Source organism: Streptomyces sp. NBC_01017 (genome assembly GCF_045162795.1).
In the GTDB taxonomy this organism is placed as follows: Bacteria; Actinomycetota; Actinomycetes; order Streptomycetales; family Streptomycetaceae; genus Streptomyces; species Streptomyces machairae.
Genome location: NZ_CP108683.1, coordinates 7,512,329 through 7,526,776 on the forward strand (window position 1 = coordinate 7,512,329; position 14,448 = coordinate 7,526,776).

General features: G+C 70.9%; 15 protein-coding genes. 9 read left to right on the forward strand and 6 right to left on the reverse strand.

Features of this window, described 5'->3' with window-relative positions; genetic code table 11:
- Positions 1 to 645, forward strand: coding sequence for a phosphotransferase (locus OG331_RS34505; protein WP_406210470.1), 645 nt, complete (start codon positions 1 to 3; stop codon positions 643 to 645).
- On the opposite strand, the gene OG331_RS34510 is transcribed toward OG331_RS34505, so the two are convergent.
- Both OG331_RS34510 and OG331_RS34515 read right to left on the reverse strand, forming a co-directional pair.
- A complete protein-coding gene (locus OG331_RS34510; RefSeq protein WP_406210473.1) occupies positions 635 to 1,087 on the reverse strand; it encodes a nuclear transport factor 2 family protein in 453 nt (150 codons plus the stop codon). The two genes, OG331_RS34505 and OG331_RS34510, sit on opposite strands and share 11 nt — an antisense overlap.
- 63 nt (positions 1,088 to 1,150) lie before the next feature.
- On the reverse strand, positions 1,151 to 2,179 hold the full coding sequence (locus OG331_RS34515) for an MBL fold metallo-hydrolase (RefSeq protein ID WP_406203513.1): 1,029 nt from the start codon (positions 2,177 to 2,179) through the stop codon (positions 1,151 to 1,153).
- A gap of 207 nt (positions 2,180 to 2,386) precedes the next feature.
- On the opposite strand from OG331_RS34515, the gene OG331_RS34520 reads away from it, so the two are divergent.
- Positions 2,387 to 3,844, forward strand: a complete 1,458-nt coding sequence (locus tag OG331_RS34520; protein WP_328882002.1) for an aldehyde dehydrogenase — start codon at positions 2,387 to 2,389, stop codon at positions 3,842 to 3,844.
- 2 nt (positions 3,845 to 3,846) lie between these two features.
- A complete protein-coding gene (locus OG331_RS34525) occupies positions 3,847 to 4,080 on the forward strand; it encodes a ferredoxin (RefSeq protein WP_328882003.1) in 234 nt (77 codons plus the stop codon).
- A 42-nt stretch (positions 4,081 to 4,122) separates the two neighbouring features.
- Here OG331_RS34525 and OG331_RS34530 read toward each other — a convergent pair whose 3' ends face one another.
- The gene (locus tag OG331_RS34530) at positions 4,123 to 4,740 is read right to left on the reverse strand and encodes a TetR family transcriptional regulator (RefSeq protein WP_328882004.1); all 618 of its coding nucleotides are present in this window, start codon (positions 4,738 to 4,740) and stop codon (positions 4,123 to 4,125) included.
- Positions 4,741 to 4,950: 210 nt separating this feature from the next.
- Here OG331_RS34530 and OG331_RS34535 point away from each other — a divergent pair, with 210 nt between their 5' ends.
- The 3 genes from OG331_RS34535 to OG331_RS34545 all read left to right on the forward strand — a co-directional run bounded on the left by OG331_RS34535 (position 4,951) and on the right by OG331_RS34545 (position 8,313).
- Positions 4,951 to 6,426: a glycosyltransferase family 4 protein gene (locus OG331_RS34535; protein ID WP_406203517.1), complete on the forward strand. Its 1,476-nt coding sequence runs from the start codon at positions 4,951 to 4,953 to the stop codon at positions 6,424 to 6,426.
- Between the two features lie 76 nt (positions 6,427 to 6,502).
- Entirely contained in the window at positions 6,503 to 7,246 is a 744-nt protein-coding gene (locus OG331_RS34540) for a class I SAM-dependent methyltransferase (RefSeq protein ID WP_406203520.1), read from the forward strand.
- A complete protein-coding gene (locus OG331_RS34545; RefSeq protein ID WP_406203523.1) occupies positions 7,243 to 8,313 on the forward strand; it encodes a prenyltransferase in 1,071 nt (356 codons plus the stop codon). The genes OG331_RS34540 and OG331_RS34545 overlap by 4 nt, the downstream gene beginning before the upstream one ends.
- Positions 8,314 to 8,321: 8 nt before the next feature.
- On the opposite strand, the gene OG331_RS34550 is transcribed toward OG331_RS34545, so the two are convergent.
- The gene (locus OG331_RS34550; RefSeq protein WP_328428111.1) at positions 8,322 to 8,615 is read right to left on the reverse strand and encodes a hypothetical protein; all 294 of its coding nucleotides are present in this window, start codon (positions 8,613 to 8,615) and stop codon (positions 8,322 to 8,324) included.
- A 185-nt stretch (positions 8,616 to 8,800) separates the two neighbouring features.
- On the opposite strand from OG331_RS34550, the gene OG331_RS34555 reads away from it, so the two are divergent.
- Genes OG331_RS34555 through OG331_RS34565 form a run of 3 tightly spaced genes read left to right on the forward strand, consistent with a single transcriptional unit; the run spans position 8,801 to position 12,454 of the window.
- Positions 8,801 to 10,129 carry a hypothetical protein gene (locus tag OG331_RS34555; protein ID WP_406203526.1) on the forward strand — a complete coding sequence of 443 codons (1,329 nt, stop codon included), beginning with the start codon at positions 8,801 to 8,803 and terminating at the stop codon, positions 10,127 to 10,129.
- Positions 10,126 to 11,694 carry a substrate-binding domain-containing protein gene (locus tag OG331_RS34560; protein ID WP_406203529.1) on the forward strand — a complete coding sequence of 523 codons (1,569 nt, stop codon included), beginning with the start codon at positions 10,126 to 10,128 and terminating at the stop codon, positions 11,692 to 11,694. The genes OG331_RS34555 and OG331_RS34560 overlap by 4 nt, the downstream gene beginning before the upstream one ends.
- A 31-nt stretch (positions 11,695 to 11,725) precedes the next feature.
- Positions 11,726 to 12,454 (forward strand): hypothetical protein, encoded by a 729-nt coding sequence (locus OG331_RS34565; RefSeq protein ID WP_406203532.1) that lies wholly within the window; start codon positions 11,726 to 11,728, stop codon positions 12,452 to 12,454.
- 15 nt (positions 12,455 to 12,469) lie between these two features.
- On the opposite strand, the gene OG331_RS34570 is transcribed toward OG331_RS34565, so the two are convergent.
- Together OG331_RS34570 and OG331_RS34575 are read right to left on the reverse strand one after the other, a co-directional pair.
- On the reverse strand, positions 12,470 to 13,480 hold the full coding sequence (locus OG331_RS34570; protein ID WP_406203535.1) for an LLM class F420-dependent oxidoreductase: 1,011 nt from the start codon (positions 13,478 to 13,480) through the stop codon (positions 12,470 to 12,472).
- A 102-nt stretch (positions 13,481 to 13,582) separates the two neighbouring features.
- Complete coding sequence (locus OG331_RS34575) at positions 13,583 to 14,368, reverse strand: hypothetical protein (protein WP_406203538.1); 786 nt, start codon at positions 14,366 to 14,368, stop codon at positions 13,583 to 13,585.
- Positions 14,369 to 14,448: the final 80 nt, after the last annotated feature.

Here is a 14,448-nt window from a genome sequence, read left to right on the forward strand (position 1 = left end):
ATGGGGAGGACGGGACGGCTGCTCGGTTCGGGGCGCGCGTCCGACGTGTACGAGATCGACGAGGCGTGGGTGCTGCGCCGCGACCGGGAGGGCTACGCCGACGGCCTCGCCGAGGGCGCCCTGATGGAACGTCTGCGCGCCCACGGCTACCCGGTGCCCCGGGTGCGGCTCGCCGACTCCTCGCGCTCCGAGCTGGTCATGCAGCGCCTGTACGGGCCGACGATGCTGGAGGCCTTCGTCGCGGGACGGATCGACCCGCGCGAGTCCGGGGCGATGCTGGCCCGCCTCCTGCGACAGTTGCACACCGTCCCCGGCCGTGTGGTCCACCTGGACCTCCACCCGGAGAACGTGATGCTCACGCCCGACGGCCCCTACGTCATCGACTGGGCCAACGCGGAGGAGGGCGACCCGGGCCTCGACTGGGGCATGTCCGCGGTGATCCTCGCGCAGGTGGCCTTGGTGGACGAGCAGTTCGCCGAGCCCGTCCGCGCCACGCTCGCCGCCCTCCTCGCCGACCCCTGCGACCTCACCGGTGACGGCCTGACGGAGGCCCTGCGCCGACGGGCCGCCCACCCGACGATGACCGTGCGGGAGGTCGAAGTGCTCGGTGAGGCCGAGGAGTTGGTTCGGTCGTTCATGCCTTAGGCGGTCGCGGCGTCGGGCCGCCGAAGGCCAGGTGGAGGACTCGGCCGGACAGCAGCCAGGTGCCGGCCGGGGACCGGCGGAACGTGTCCTCGTAGTGGCCCACTTGAACCGGAGGCCCCGGCGGGACCAGGCCGCCTCCGTGGCCGTCGACGCGGTACGTCGTGAAGTACGAGGTCGCCGTCGCGGTGCCGGGGGACGTCACCGTCACGAGGACGTTGGACATCAGGCGCCGCGAGAGCCGGTCGGCGGGACGGGAGCCGAAGTACGCGGCCAGCGCGTCCCGCCCCTCGACGAGCCGCTCACCCGCCGGCCACTCCCATGTGCCGTCCTCGGTGAACAACTCGGCGACGGAGGCCGGTTCGCCGAGGTCGAGGCGGTGGACGAAGTCGATGACGAGGCGCTCGCAGGCTCGCTCGGCGAGCAGCAGCTCCAAGGGATCCATGGCGTTCACGGCGTTCATGGCGTGCACGGTGTTCGTGGCGTTCATGGCGTTCATGGTGATGCTTCACACCGCCACGTACGTCACCGGCTCACTCCCCGCCACCGCCTCCGCCCGCCCCAGCTTCACCAGTCGCCGCACATGGGCCTCCGCCTCCGCGATCGCGATGTTCCGTGATCCGTACGGGATTTGCTCCCACGGCCGGTTCCACTCCATGCGTTCGGCGAGCTGCCAGGGGGTGAGGGGAGCGGCGAGGAGGGTGAGGAGGTCGGTGAGGCGGGTTTCGTGGTGGGTCAGCAACTCGCTCACGCGGGCCGGGGCGTCGGTGAACGTGTGCTGGTGGGCCGGGAGGATCTCGGCGGGGGTGAGACGGCCCACGCGTTCGAGCGAGGCGAGGTAGTCGCCGAGGGGGTCGGTGACGGTCGTGTCGTCGGGGTCCTCGTACAGGCCGATGTGCGGGGTGATCCGGGGCAGCAGGTGGTCGCCGGAGAACAGGCGTCCATGGCCGGGGAGTCGGGCCGGGTGGTCCTCCTCCAGGTGCAGGCAGACGTGACCCGGTGTGTGGCCCGGGGTCCAGATCGCGCGCAGGCGGCGCCCGGGGAGGTCGAGGAGGTCGCCGGGGACGATCTCGCGGTCGGGGGCGGCGGGGGAGAAGCCGGGCAGCGTGCTCGGGCGGCGGGCCGTGCGCAGGGGGGCCACGTGCGCGTCGGGGGCGCCGGCCGCCGTGAGCTTGGCCGCCATGTAGGTGAACCAGCGCTCGGGTTGGGTGGTGCGGGTGCGCCGCACGATCGCCGCGTCCGCCGCGTGCATCGCGATCCAGGCACCGGAGGCCTCGCGCACCTTGCCGGACAGTCCGTGGTGGTCGGGGTGGTGGTGGGTGATCACCACGCCGTGGATGTCGGCGGGCGCGGTGCCGCAGGCCACCAGGCCCTCGGTGAGGGTGTCCCAGGAGGCCGGGTCGTCCCAGCCGGTGTCGATCAGCACCGGGCCGCGGTCGGTGTCGACGACGTAGACGAGGGTGTGGCCGAGTGGGTTGTCGGGGATGGGGACCTGGATGGACCGGACGCCGCCGCCGTGGTCGTACACCTGCGCCATGGGCTCCCCAATCGCCGCGACACGTTTCCGGCCGACCCGGCCACTATAACTAGAACGCGTTTCGATGGGAGCCCGAGTCATCCATGTGCGGTCCGTGGACTCCTCGGAGTGGAACTGGTATCAGTTCAGGGATATCTGATGGATCGTCAGAGCCACAGATGGAGACAGAGCCAGAGTCGGAGTCTCGCTCCAGGGGAGGCAGTCGCCATGACCGAGCTCGTGGAACACGGACAGCTGTTCATCGGCGGGGAGTTGACCGATCCCCTGGGCAAGGGCGTCATCGAGGTGATCTCGCCGCACACGGAAGAGGTCATCGGACGCGTGCCGCACGCCTCACCGGCCGACGTCGACCGGGCGGTCGCGGTGGCGCGCAAGGCGTTCGACGAGGGGCCCTGGCCGCGGATGAGCCTCGACGAGCGGATCGAGGTCGTCACGCGGATCAAGGACGCAATCGCCGTACGGCACGAGGAGATCGCCCGTGTGATCTCCTCCGAGAACGGCTCCCCGTACTCCTGGAGCGTCCTCGCGCAGGCGCTCGGCGCGATGATGGTGTGGGACTCGGCGATCACGGTCGCGCGGAACTTCACGTACGAGGAGGCACGCGACGGCGTGCTGGGGAAGATCCTCGTGCGGCGCGAGCCGGTCGGGGTCGTGGCCGCCGTCGTGCCCTGGAACGTCCCCCAGTTCGTCGCCGCCGCCAAGCTCGGGCCCGCGCTGCTGACCGGGTGCACGGTGATCCTCAAGCCGTCCCCGGAATCGCCGCTCGACGCCTACCTCCTCGCCGAGATCGCGAAGGACGCCGGGCTGCCGGAGGGCGTGCTGTCCATCCTCCCGGCCGACCGCGAGGTGAGCGAGTACCTGGTCGGACACCCGGGGATCGACAAGGTCTCCTTCACCGGGTCGGTGGCGGCGGGCAAGCGTGTCATGGAGGTCGCGGCCCGCAACCTCACCCGCGTGACACTGGAGCTGGGCGGCAAGTCGGCGGCCGTGGTCCTGCCGGACGCGGACGTCGAGGCGACCGTCGCCGGAGTCGTCCCGGCGGCCTGGATGAACAACGGCCAGGCATGCGTGGCCCAGACCCGGATCCTGCTCCCGCGCTCGCGCTACGACGAGTTCGCCGAGGCCTTCGCCGCGGCGGCCGGCGCGCTGGTGGTCGGCGACCCGCTGGACCCGGCGACCCAGGTGGGCCCGCTGGTGGCGCAGCGCCAGCAGCGCAGGAACCTCGACTACATCCGCATCGGTCAGGAAGAGGGCGCGAAGATCCTGACCGGCGGCGGGCGTCCGGCCGGGCTGGAGAAGGGCTGGTACGTCGAGCCGACGCTCTTCGGGGACGTCGACAACTCGATGCGCATCGCCCGCGAGGAGATCTTCGGCCCGGTGATCTGCCTCCTGCCCTACGGCGACGAGTCCGAGGCCGTGAAGATCGCGAACGACTCCGACTACGGCCTGAGCGGCAGCGTCTGGACCGCCGACACCGCGCACGGCATCGACATCGCCCGCCAGGTCCGTACCGGCACCTACTCGGTGAACACCTTCAGCCTGGACATGCTGGGCCCGTTCGGCGGCTACAAGAACTCCGGCCTGGGGCGGGAGTTCGGGCCCGAGGGGTACGGCGAGTTCCTTGAGCACAAGATGATCCACCTGCCGGCCGGCTGGGAGGCGTAGGGATGGGCGACCGCTGGCACGTCGAGGTCGACCGGTCGGTGTGCATCGGCTCGGCCCAGTGCGTCCACCACGCCCCCGCCGGCTTCCACCTCGACACCGCCCGCCAGTCCCATCCGGCCGACCCGGAGACCGACGCGAACGAGACGATCCTGGCGGCGGCGGAGAGCTGCCCGGTGGAAGCGATCGTGATCACGCTGCTGGGGAGCGGGGAGCCGGTGTTTCCGCCGGAGGAGTAGGCGGCGGCCCGCAGAACCCGATCCGGACAATGCCGACGAATTTCACGCGTCGGTGGGTGCCGTCAGGTCGATCAGCCGGCACACCGTCTCGATGTCGATCTTCACCTGGGCGATCGAGGCACGGCCCGACAGCCAGGTGATCAGTGCCGAGTGCCAGGTGTGCTCGATGACGCGGACCGCGGAGAGCTGCTCCGGCGTCGGGTTCTCCAGGCCCATCGCGTCCAGGATGATCACCGTGGTCTGCCGGGAGACCTGATCGACCTCGGGGGAGACGCTGCGGTCGGCGAAGGTCAGGGCGCGGACCATCGCGTCGGCCAGATGCGGCTCGCGCTGCAGGGCGCGGAACGCCCGCATCAGGGTCTCCGCGACCCGCTCCGCCGCAGTCTCCCCCTGCGGCGGCTTCTTCCGCAGCGTGCCGTGCATGTGCTCCAACTGGTCCTGCATCGTGGCGACCAGCAGATGCACCTTGGACGGGAAGTAGCGGTACAGCGTGCCGAGCGCCACCTGCGAGGACTCCGCGACCTCGCGCATCTGCACCGCGTCGAAACCGCCCCGGCTGGCGAGCTGCGCGCTGGCGTGCAGGATGCGCCGACGGCGGGCCTCCTGCCGCTCGGTGAGGGGCGGTGAGGCGGGGCTCGCGCTACTGACTTCCGCAGGCATGGATCCCGTTCCGTGACAGTCGGTGAGGGTGAGTGACCGGACAGAGCATGCCAGCGCGTCGGTCGTGGCGTGAATCACCTGATCCATCGCTCACAGCGGCGCTACCTGCCGGTAGATTCAGAGCCTCTTGAACGATCAAGTCTGAAACTTGTTCTAGATTAGCGTCCCGGCGTAATCTCGCGGGACAGTGCAGGGAGAAGGGGGCCCAGAGTGACCGCTGAGGCCAGGGAGGCCGGGTCCCCGACGGACCCTGCCGCCGACGGCGAGCGACCGCTCGACATCGCGCTTCTCACCTATAAAGGGAACCCGTTCTGCGGCGGCCAGGGCGTCTACGTACGGCACCTCTCCCGCGAGCTGGCCCGCCTCGGGCACCGCGTCGAGGTCATCGGCTCCCAGCCCTACCCCGTCCTCGACGAGGGCGACGACTACGCCGACCGTCTGACCCTCACCGAGCTCCCCAGCCTCGACCTCTACCGCCAGCCCGACCCCTTCCGGACGCCGAAGCGCGACGAGTACCGCGACTGGGTCGACGGGCTGGAAGTGGCGACCATGTGGACCGGCGGGTTCCCCGAGCCGCTGACGTTCTCGCTGCGCGCCCGCCGCCATCTGCGCGCCCGGCGCGGCGAGTTCGACGTGGTGCACGACAACCAGACCCTCGGCTACGGCCTGTTGGGTGACGTCGGCGCGCCCCTCGTCACCACCATCCACCACCCCATCACCGTGGACCGGCAGCTGGAGCTGGACGCGGCGGAGGGCTGGAAGCGGCGGATGTCCGTACGCCGCTGGTACGCCTTCACGCGCATGCAGAAGCGGGTCGCACGCCGGCTGCCTTCGGTGCTGACCGTGTCGGGCACGTCCCGCGCGGAGATCGTCGACCACCTCGGCGTACGGCAGGACCGTATCCACGTCGTGCACATCGGCGCGGACACGGACCTGTTCTCGCCGGATCCCTCGGTACGGCAGATCCCGGGCCGCATCGTCACGACGTCCAGCGCCGATGTCCCCCTGAAGGGCCTGGTCTTCCTCGTCGAGGCCCTCGCCAAGGTCCGCACCGAGCACCCGGACGCCCACCTCGTCGTCGTCGGCAAGCGGCCCGAGGAGGGCCCGGTCGCCCAGGCCGTCGAGCGCTACGGCCTGGAAGGCGCCGTCGAGTTCGTCAAGGGCATCTCCGACGCGGAGCTCGTCGACCTCGTGCGCTCGGCGCAGGTCGCCTGCGTGCCGTCCCTCTACGAGGGCTTCTCCCTGCCTGCCGCCGAGGCCATGGCCACGGGGACGCCGCTCGTCGCCACGACCGGCGGGGCGATTCCCGAGGTCGCCGGCCGCGACGGCGAGACGTGTCTGGCGGTGCCACCGGGCGACCCGGGCGCCCTGGCCGCCGCCCTGGGCCGCCTGCTCGGCGACCCCGACCTCCGCGACCGCCTGGGCGCGGCCGGCCGGGACCGAGTCCTGCGCCACTTCACCTGGGCCAAGGCCGCAGAGGGGACGGTGTCCCGCTACCGCGAGGCCATAGCCCGCTCGGGGGGCCGCGACGGGGGGCGCAGGGGGGCCGGGGCGGGCAAGGCGACCGAGGCCGCGCAGTCCGGCGATTCCGTACGCGTGACGGAAGTTGAGGTTGCCGTGCCGGGCGACGCCGTGCCGGCGGCCGGAATCGGCCAAGCCGCGCGGGTGTCCGAGGCCGCCCAGTGACCGTCGTACAACCGCCCGCCCACCCCAGCTGCTCCAGCTTCTCCTCTCACCCTTCCGACCGCGAAAGCAGGGCCACGTGCTGACCGTCGACTTCTCCCGGTTCCCGCTTGCCCCGGGGGACCGTGTTCTGGATCTCGGCTGTGGGGCCGGCCGGCACGCGTTCGAGTGCTACCGGCGCGGTGCCCAGGTCGTGGCGCTGGACCAGAACGCCGAGGAGATCCGCGAGGTCGCGAAGTGGTTCGCGGCGATGGCGGAGGCGGGGGAGGCCCCCGAGGGTGCCACCGCCACGGCGATGGAGGGTGACGCGCTCGCGCTCCCCTTCCCCGACGAGTCCTTCGACGTCGTGATCATCTCCGAGGTCATGGAGCACATCCCGGACGACAAGGGCGTACTCGCCGAGATGGTGCGGGTGTTGAAGCCCGGCGGGCGGATCGCCGTCACCGTCCCGCGCTACGGTCCCGAAAAGGTCTGCTGGACGCTCTCCGACGCGTACCACGAGGTCGAGGGCGGCCACATCCGCATCTACAAGGCGGACGAACTGCTCGCCAAGATCCGCGAGGCCGGGCTGAAGCCGTACGGCACGCATCACGCGCACGCGCTGCACTCGCCCTACTGGTGGCTGAAGTGCGCGTTCGGCGTCGACAACGACAAGGCGCTGCCGGTGCGGGCGTACCACAAGCTGCTGGTCTGGGACATCATGAAGAAACCGCTGGCCACCCGGGTCGCCGAACAGGCGCTGAACCCGCTCATCGGCAAGAGCTTCGTGGCGTACGCGACCAAGCCCCACCTGCCCCGGCTCTCCGAGGCGGCCGCCAAGTGACGACTCCCCGGACAGAACACCTCGTCCTGCCCGGGGTCCTCACCGCCGAGCAGGCCGCCGCGACCGTCGCAGGGATCCTCGCCGTACAGCGGGAGGACGGGGCGATCCCGTGGTTCCGCGGGCACCACCTCGACCCGTGGGACCACGTCGAGGCGGCGATGGCGCTGGACACGGCCGGTGAACACGAGGCCGCCGAGCGGGCGTACACCTGGCTGGCCACCCACCAGAACGAGGACGGCTCCTGGTACGCCGCCTACCACGACGGGGCCCACGACGACGTCACGGACTCCGGCCGCGAGACCAACTTCGTCGCCTACATAGCCGTAGGCGTCTGGCACCACTACCTCTCCACCGGCGACGACACGTTCCTGGACCGGATGTGGCCGTCCGTCTACGCGGCCCTCGAGTGCGTCCTCCAGCTCCAGCAGCCGGGCGGGCAGATCGGCTGGCGGCGCGACGACGACGGCACGGCGACGGCGGACGCGCTGCTGACGGGTTCGTCGTCGATCCACCACGCGCTGCGGTGCGCGCTCGCGATCGCCGAGCAGCGAGAAGAGCCCCAGCCGGACTGGGAGTTGGCGGCGGGTGCGCTGCGGCACGCGATCCGCCGCCACCCCGAGCGGTTCCTGGACAAGAACCGCTACTCGATGGACTGGTACTACCCGGTGCTGGGCGGGGCGTTGACGGGCGCCGAGGCCAAGTCCCGTATGGAGGAGGGCTGGGACCGCTTCGTCGTGCCCGGACTCGGGGTGCGGTGCGTCGTGCCCAACCCGTGGGTCACGGGCGGCGAGTCGGCCGAACTCGCCCTGGCCCTGTGGGCGATGGGCGAGTCCGACCGCGCGCTGGACATCCTCCAGTCGATCCAGCACCTGCGGGACCCGGAGAGCGGCCTTTACTGGACGGGCTATGTCTTCGAGGACGCCGCCATCTGGCCACGCGAGCTGACTACGTGGACGGCGGGGTCGCTCTTGCTGGCCGTCGCCGCACTGGGTGGGCACGACGCGACGTGCGCGGTGTTCGGTGGGGAACGCCTGCCGACCGGGCTGGACCCGGACTGCTGCGGCTGACGTCGGGGTCAGTGGCGGTGGACCCGGTTGGCGATGGCGTGCCCCACAAACAGGTACACGACCGCGGCCAGGCCGTACCCCGCCACGACCCTCGCCCACTCCTCGTCGAAAGTGAACAGGTCGTGGGACCAGCCCGCCAGCCAGCGGGCCGCGTCATGGACGAACTGGACGAAGTCGTTCGCCCGGTTGGCGTCCAGCAGGTACATCAGGATCCACATGCCCAGGATGAGGGCCATGACGTCGGCGACGATCGCTATGGCCGTGCCGGCCTGGTTGGAACCGTTGCGATATCTAGGGGACATGCCCTGCGGGTTGCCCGGGACGCGTGACTGAAACCCGCTACCGAAAACCCCTGGCCAAAACTCGTTCCCGAGGCCGTGACCGGAACCCGAACGGGTCCTCACGTTCAACTGGCGTTCCCCGCAAGTTCGTTCACCGGTCATCGTGATCACCGACGATCCTCCTCCCGGAGAGGGCAGGAGAGCCGGTGTCCGAAGCAGACAGACCGCACGCCACATCCGAAGCCGACAGACCACGCACCGCGCCCGAACCACGACTGCGCACCCGCGACAGGGGCCGGCCCCGCGCACGGTTACCGATCCACGTCGTCATCGCTCTTCCGCTCGCCCTGGCAGGGCTGATCGCACTGCTGATCACGGGCAACGCGCTGCGGCCGTTCGACCGCATCACCACCATCGAGGCCAGGATGGCCTCCAAGTCGGACTACTTCAAAGATCCCGAGGTGCAGCGGCTGCTGCTGAAGCACGGCCTGCGCGTCGACATCCACCGCCTGGGCTCCCGCGGCATCGCCACCCAGTCCCTGAAGGGCATGGACGCGGTCTTCCCGTCCGGCCAGCCCGCCGCGAAGCTGATCCTCAACCGCCAGGACCACTCCGTGCGTTCGGTCCGTCCCTTCGTGACGCCGCTCGTGCTCGGCACGTTCCGGGACTACGCCGAGACCCTGCGGAAGATGGGCGTGGCCACCCCGCAGCCCACGACGGACGGCGGCAGGACGCTCTACTACGACCTCGACATGCGCAAGTTCATGGCCCTGCTGGACGGAACGGCCGACAGCCGCGAGACCGGCGACCAGGACGGGGACGGCACCCCCGAACGCGCCGACACCTGGAACGGCATCGGCTTCGACAAGGCCGGCGTGCGCAGCAACAGCGGCCGTGTCCTGGTCCGCACCTCCAGCGTCTGCGAGTCCAACGCCGCGGGCACCTACCTGAGCATCCTCGCCTTCGTCGCGAACGGCGACAGCACACCCGGCGCGGGCGCGGACGACGAGGCCAGGGCGACGCAGGAGGCCGAGACCGTGGCACGGAAGATCAAGCCCCTCATCGACCTCCAGGGCATGTGGGCCGACGAACAGGCCGACAGCTACCTCTCCGACCTCGGCGAGAGCATCGCGCCCATCTCCCTGATCTACGAGCACCAGTACCTGGCCCACCAGATCGAGTACCGGCAGGAATACAGCAAGCAGGACACCGACCGCGTCCTGCTCTACCCCACCCCCTACGCCCTCACCGAGCCCCAGCTCATCTCCCTGAACGACAAGGGCGACCGGCTCGTCCGCGTCGTCGAGGACGACCCCGAACTGCGCCAGCGGGCCATCGAGCTGGGCTTCCGCGTCCGCTTCTCCGGCGAGGAGGGCACCAGCGACCAGCTCAACGACTACCTGAGCGCACACGGCATCCAGGTGCCCACGCCCAACCGCGACGAGACCAAGGTGTACGAACCCGACCTGGACGTCCTCCAGGAGATCATCAACTCCGTGGGCTCCTGCCCGCCACCCGTGCCGGACGCCCCATGAAGCGGTACGCACGCACCCTCACCGCCTGTCTGACACTGACCCTGCTCGCCGCCCTCACCTCCTGCACCCGGGGCGACGAGGAGGTGACCCTGCGGGTCCTCGCCGGCCCCGAACTCGCCGACCTGGAGCCCCTGCTGGGTGAGCTGAAGGACGCCACCGGCGTCACGCTGGACATGGACTACCGGGCCACGGCCGACCTGTCCGGCGCCCGCAGCTCGTCGTACGACCTCGCCTGGCCGGCCTCCGACCGCTCGTACCTGCTGCGGCTCCTGGAGAAGGGCGAGCAGACGGCCCGGCCCGAGTCGACCTCGATCATGCGCTCGCCCGTGGTGGTCGGCCTCACCCCGGAAGTCGCCGACGAGCTGCGCGCCGACGTACCCGGTGGGCGGCTGTCGTGGGCCGACATCGCGGACGCCGCCGCCGACGGCACCGTACGGTTCGGGATGGCCGACCCGCGCAGCAGCGACACCGGGCGCGCGGCCCTCGTCGGCGTCGCCACCGCCGCGGCCGGAACCGGCAGCGCGCTGCGCGAACAGGACGTCTCCTGCGACCGGTTGCGCGGCTTCCGCTCCGGGCAGACGCTCACCGCCGCCGGCTCACGGGAGCTCATCGCGTCGTACCCGGGCCGTCAGAGCGAGGCCAACGCGCTGATCGCCCACGAATCCGAGCTGCTGTCCCTCAACGCCACGAAGAAGCTGCGCGAGCCCCTGCGGATCGTCCACCCCGAGGACGGCATGGTGCTCTCCGACTTCCCGCTGCTCCTGCTCGACCCCGGTCAGCGGACCGCGTACCGCAAGGTGGTCGACTGGCTGCTGACGGACGACGTGCAGCAAAAGCTGATGCAGCGCACCTGGCGCCGACCCGTCAACCAGGACGTCACTCCGGCCGAACCCCTGCGCGCGGCGATCGGCAACGCCCTGTCCTTCCCCGACCGGCTCTCCATCGTGGAGCAACTGGTCACCGACTACGGCGACCCCGCGAGCGCCACCACCGACCAGGTGGTGTTCCTGCTCGACTTCTCCGGCTCCATGCGCGGCAGACGCATCGCCGACCTGCGCGCCGCCTTCGCCGGGCTGAGCGGCGCCGACCCCACGTCCACCGGCAAGTTCGCCCGCTTCTACCGGGGCGAGCACCTCACCGTCGTACGGTTCGGCGGCCGGGTCCTTCAGGAACGCACGGTGACCGTGCGCGGCGACGGCGATCTGCGCACCCTCGGCAAGGTCGTGGCCGCCGGCTCCTTCGACGACTCCACCGCCGTCTGGTCGGCCCTCGACCGCGGCTACCGCATCGCCGCGGACGCGGTGCGCGAGGCGCCCGAACGGCCCGTCGCCATCGTGCTGATGACGGACGGTGAGAGCAACGCGGGCATCTCCTACGAGGAGTTCCTGCGCCGCCACGACCGGCTCGGCGCCGATGCCCGCGAAGTGCCCACCTTCCCCGTCCACTTCGGCGAGGCCGACGCGGCGGCATTGAAGAAGGCGGCCGACGCGACGGGCGGGCGCATGGTCGACGCCAATCGTTCCTCCCTCTCCGACGCGTTCAAGGAGATCCGTGGGTGTCATTGACAGTCAGTGGTGGAGCATGCGGTGGCCGTGGATGGCCGTCTGGCTCCTGACGGCGGCCTGCGTGGCCGTGGTGGCGCAGTACGTGGTGGCGCGCTGGGTGGCCGCCCGGCGCAGGCGGCGCCTGAGGGACGGGCGCATGTTCTCCGGCATGTGCATCTACCTCCATGAGACGCGGGTCGAGGGCGTCGCGGACATCCTCGGCATACCGAAGGCGGACGTGAACGTCTCCCACGAGACCAGCCTCTCCACCGGCTTCGGGCTGTTCAGCCGGTTCACCCTCGGCGGCCGGGCCGAGCGCGACCGGAACACGCAGACGCGCACGGAGTACTGGGAACCCAACACCCCCATGAAGACGATCCGCCTGATCATGGACCGGCTGCGGGAGCGGGACATGGTGGTGGACGCCGACCTCGCGACCGAGCAGCTCTTCCTCACCGCGGCCCTCGCCGATCAGCTGCGGGGCGCGGAGGCCAGCGGCACACCGCTGACCGCCGTCAGGGGAACCTACGTCTCGGTCTCCGGCCTCTTCACCGTCCGCAGGGACGGCGAGGACGTCGTCCTGCGCGCCCGCTACGGCACCGGCGAGCCGCCCGCGCAGGTGAAGATCACCTGCGAGCGGTCCTGGGTCCGCGAGGAGGAGTTCAGGGTCGACAGCTTCTCGGCGGACGAGGAGTTCCCGGCCACATGTCTGGGCCGGGTACGCACCTGGAACGGCACCACGGGCGAACTCACCCTGGACCCCATCTCCGTCTTCCAGTGAACGACCGCTCCTCGGCTACGAGTTGAGCTCGGCGAGCACCCGCAGCGTGTGCGGATCGGGCGAGAGGGCGAGCAGATCGGTCACCGGCCCCTTGCGCCACGACTCCAGCCGCTCGGCGATGCGTTCACGGGGCCCGACGAGCGAGATCTCGTCGGCGAACGCGTCGGGCACGGCGAGGACGGCCTCCTGCTTACGGCCGCCGAGGAACAGCTCCTGAATCCGCCGGGCCTCCTCCTCGTACCCCATGCGCGCCATGAGATCGGCGTGGAAGTTGCGGGCCGCGTGGCCCATGCCGCCGATGTAGAAGCCGAGCATGGCCTTGACCGGGAGGAGGCCCTCGGAGACGTCGTCGCAGACCTGCACCCGGGCCATGGGGGCGACGAGGAAGCCGTCGGGAAGATCGCCGACCGCCTCCCCGTACACGTCCGGCCTGCTCGGCGACCAGTACAACGGCAGCCAGCCGTCGGCGATGCGGACGGTCTGGGCGACGTTCTTGGGCCCCTCGGCACCCAGCAGAACGGGAAGGTCCGCCCGCAGCGGATGCGTGATCGGCTTCAGCGCCTTGCCGATGCCGGTCGCGTCCGGACCGCGGTACGGGTGCGAGTGGAATCGCCCGTCGAGCTCCACGGGCGCCTCACGCCGGAGAACTTGCCGTACGACGTCCACGTACTCCCGCGTCGCGGTCAACGGCGACTTCGGGAACGGCCGCCCGTACCACCCCTCCACCACCTGCGGCCCCGACAGCCCGAGCCCCAGCATCATGCGACCGCCGGAGAGGTGGTCGAGCGTGAGGGCGTGCATCGCCGTGGTCGTGGGGGAGCGAGCGGCCATCTGCGCAACGGCCGTACCCAGCTTGATCCTTGAGGTCCGCGCGGCGATCCAGGTGAGCGGCCCGAAGGCATCGGAGCCCCAGGACTCGGCGGTCCACACGGAGTCGTAGCCGAGCCGCTCGGCCTCCTGGGCGAGGGGTACGTGGTCCGCGGAGGGACCGCGGCCCCAGTAACCGAGTGCGAGCCCGAGCCGCATGTCCGCCTCCTGACGTGCCGTCAGTTACGCATTGGGCTTGCGACTGTACGACGACGGCCCCTCACCGGGAAGGGTGAGGGGCCGTACGGGACGGTCAGGGGCTCAGCCGCGCTGAATACCCGAGGTGTCCTGGAGCACGCCACGGCGGCCGTCCTGCGTCTGCGCGACCAGGGTGGCGCCGCGCTGCTCGACGGCCAGGTACCAGGTGCCCGGCGCGAGTTCGGCGATCGGGGTCGGCGCGCCGTCCTCCCCGAACAGCGGGCGCGGCACGGGCACGGCGAACCAGAACGGCGAGAAGTCCCCGGCCGGAGCCTGCGGCGCCTGCGGCTGCCCACCCCCGAACGGCTGCCCGGCCTGCGGCTGCCCACCGTAGGGCTGCTGCGGCTGCTGGGCACCCGGGTAGCCGTAACCACCGGGGGGCTGGGCGCCGTAGGGCTGCGGGGCGGCGGGGCGGGGGGCCGGGAGGAGGGCGGCCTGGAGGGCGGGGACGAGGGGGGTGGCGATGGCGGCACCGGCGAGGGCCAGGCTGGCGAGCAGGCCGAGGATGAGACCGACGCCCGTGTCTTCCGCGTCGATCGTCCACCACAGGAGCGACCAGGCGGCCGCCACGCTCAGGCCGACACCGAGGGGGCCCAACTCAAGTCCGGCCACCTTGCGCGGCTGGGGCAGCAGGTGGGCGACCACGATCAGTACGGCGCCGATGACGCCGGTCATGTACGTACCGAGCCCGAGGCCGATGCTCACGTCCCAGGCGTTCGGAACGCTGACGTTCTCGCAAACGGCGTCCGGGCCGTCGCAGCTGGCAACGCCGAGGAAAGACGCGATGAACAGCAATACCGCTGCTCCGATCACCACGCCGTCGCCTCGAGTGAGGGAGCGGATATTCACTTCAAAGGTCCTTCGTAGGTCGTCTCGTCGTCGGTGGAGGCGTCGCTGTCACCATGTCGCCGTCAGGCCCCTGTGTGAAG

What these genes read in the sequence shown, in the direction of transcription:
- OG331_RS34505 (WP_406210470.1), top strand. Translation starts at nt 1, where the DNA reads ATGGGGAGGACGGGACGGCTGCTCGGTTCGGGGCGCGCGTCCGACGTG.
- OG331_RS34510 (WP_406210473.1), bottom strand. Translation starts at nt 1,087, where the DNA reads ATGGATCCCTTGGAGCTGCTGCTCGCCGAGCGAGCCTGCGAGCGCCTC.
- OG331_RS34515 (WP_406203513.1), bottom strand. Translation starts at nt 2,179, where the DNA reads ATGGCGCAGGTGTACGACCACGGCGGCGGCGTCCGGTCCATCCAGGTC.
- OG331_RS34520 (WP_328882002.1), top strand. Translation starts at nt 2,387, where the DNA reads ATGACCGAGCTCGTGGAACACGGACAGCTGTTCATCGGCGGGGAGTTG.
- OG331_RS34525 (WP_328882003.1), top strand. Translation starts at nt 3,847, where the DNA reads ATGGGCGACCGCTGGCACGTCGAGGTCGACCGGTCGGTGTGCATCGGC.
- OG331_RS34530 (WP_328882004.1), bottom strand. Translation starts at nt 4,740, where the DNA reads ATGCCTGCGGAAGTCAGTAGCGCGAGCCCCGCCTCACCGCCCCTCACC.
- OG331_RS34550 (WP_328428111.1), bottom strand. Translation starts at nt 8,615, where the DNA reads ATGTCCCCTAGATATCGCAACGGTTCCAACCAGGCCGGCACGGCCATA.
- OG331_RS34560 (WP_406203529.1), top strand. Translation starts at nt 10,126, where the DNA reads ATGAAGCGGTACGCACGCACCCTCACCGCCTGTCTGACACTGACCCTG.
- OG331_RS34565 (WP_406203532.1), top strand. Translation starts at nt 11,726, where the DNA reads ATGGCCGTCTGGCTCCTGACGGCGGCCTGCGTGGCCGTGGTGGCGCAG.
- OG331_RS34570 (WP_406203535.1), bottom strand. Translation starts at nt 13,480, where the DNA reads ATGCGGCTCGGGCTCGCACTCGGTTACTGGGGCCGCGGTCCCTCCGCG.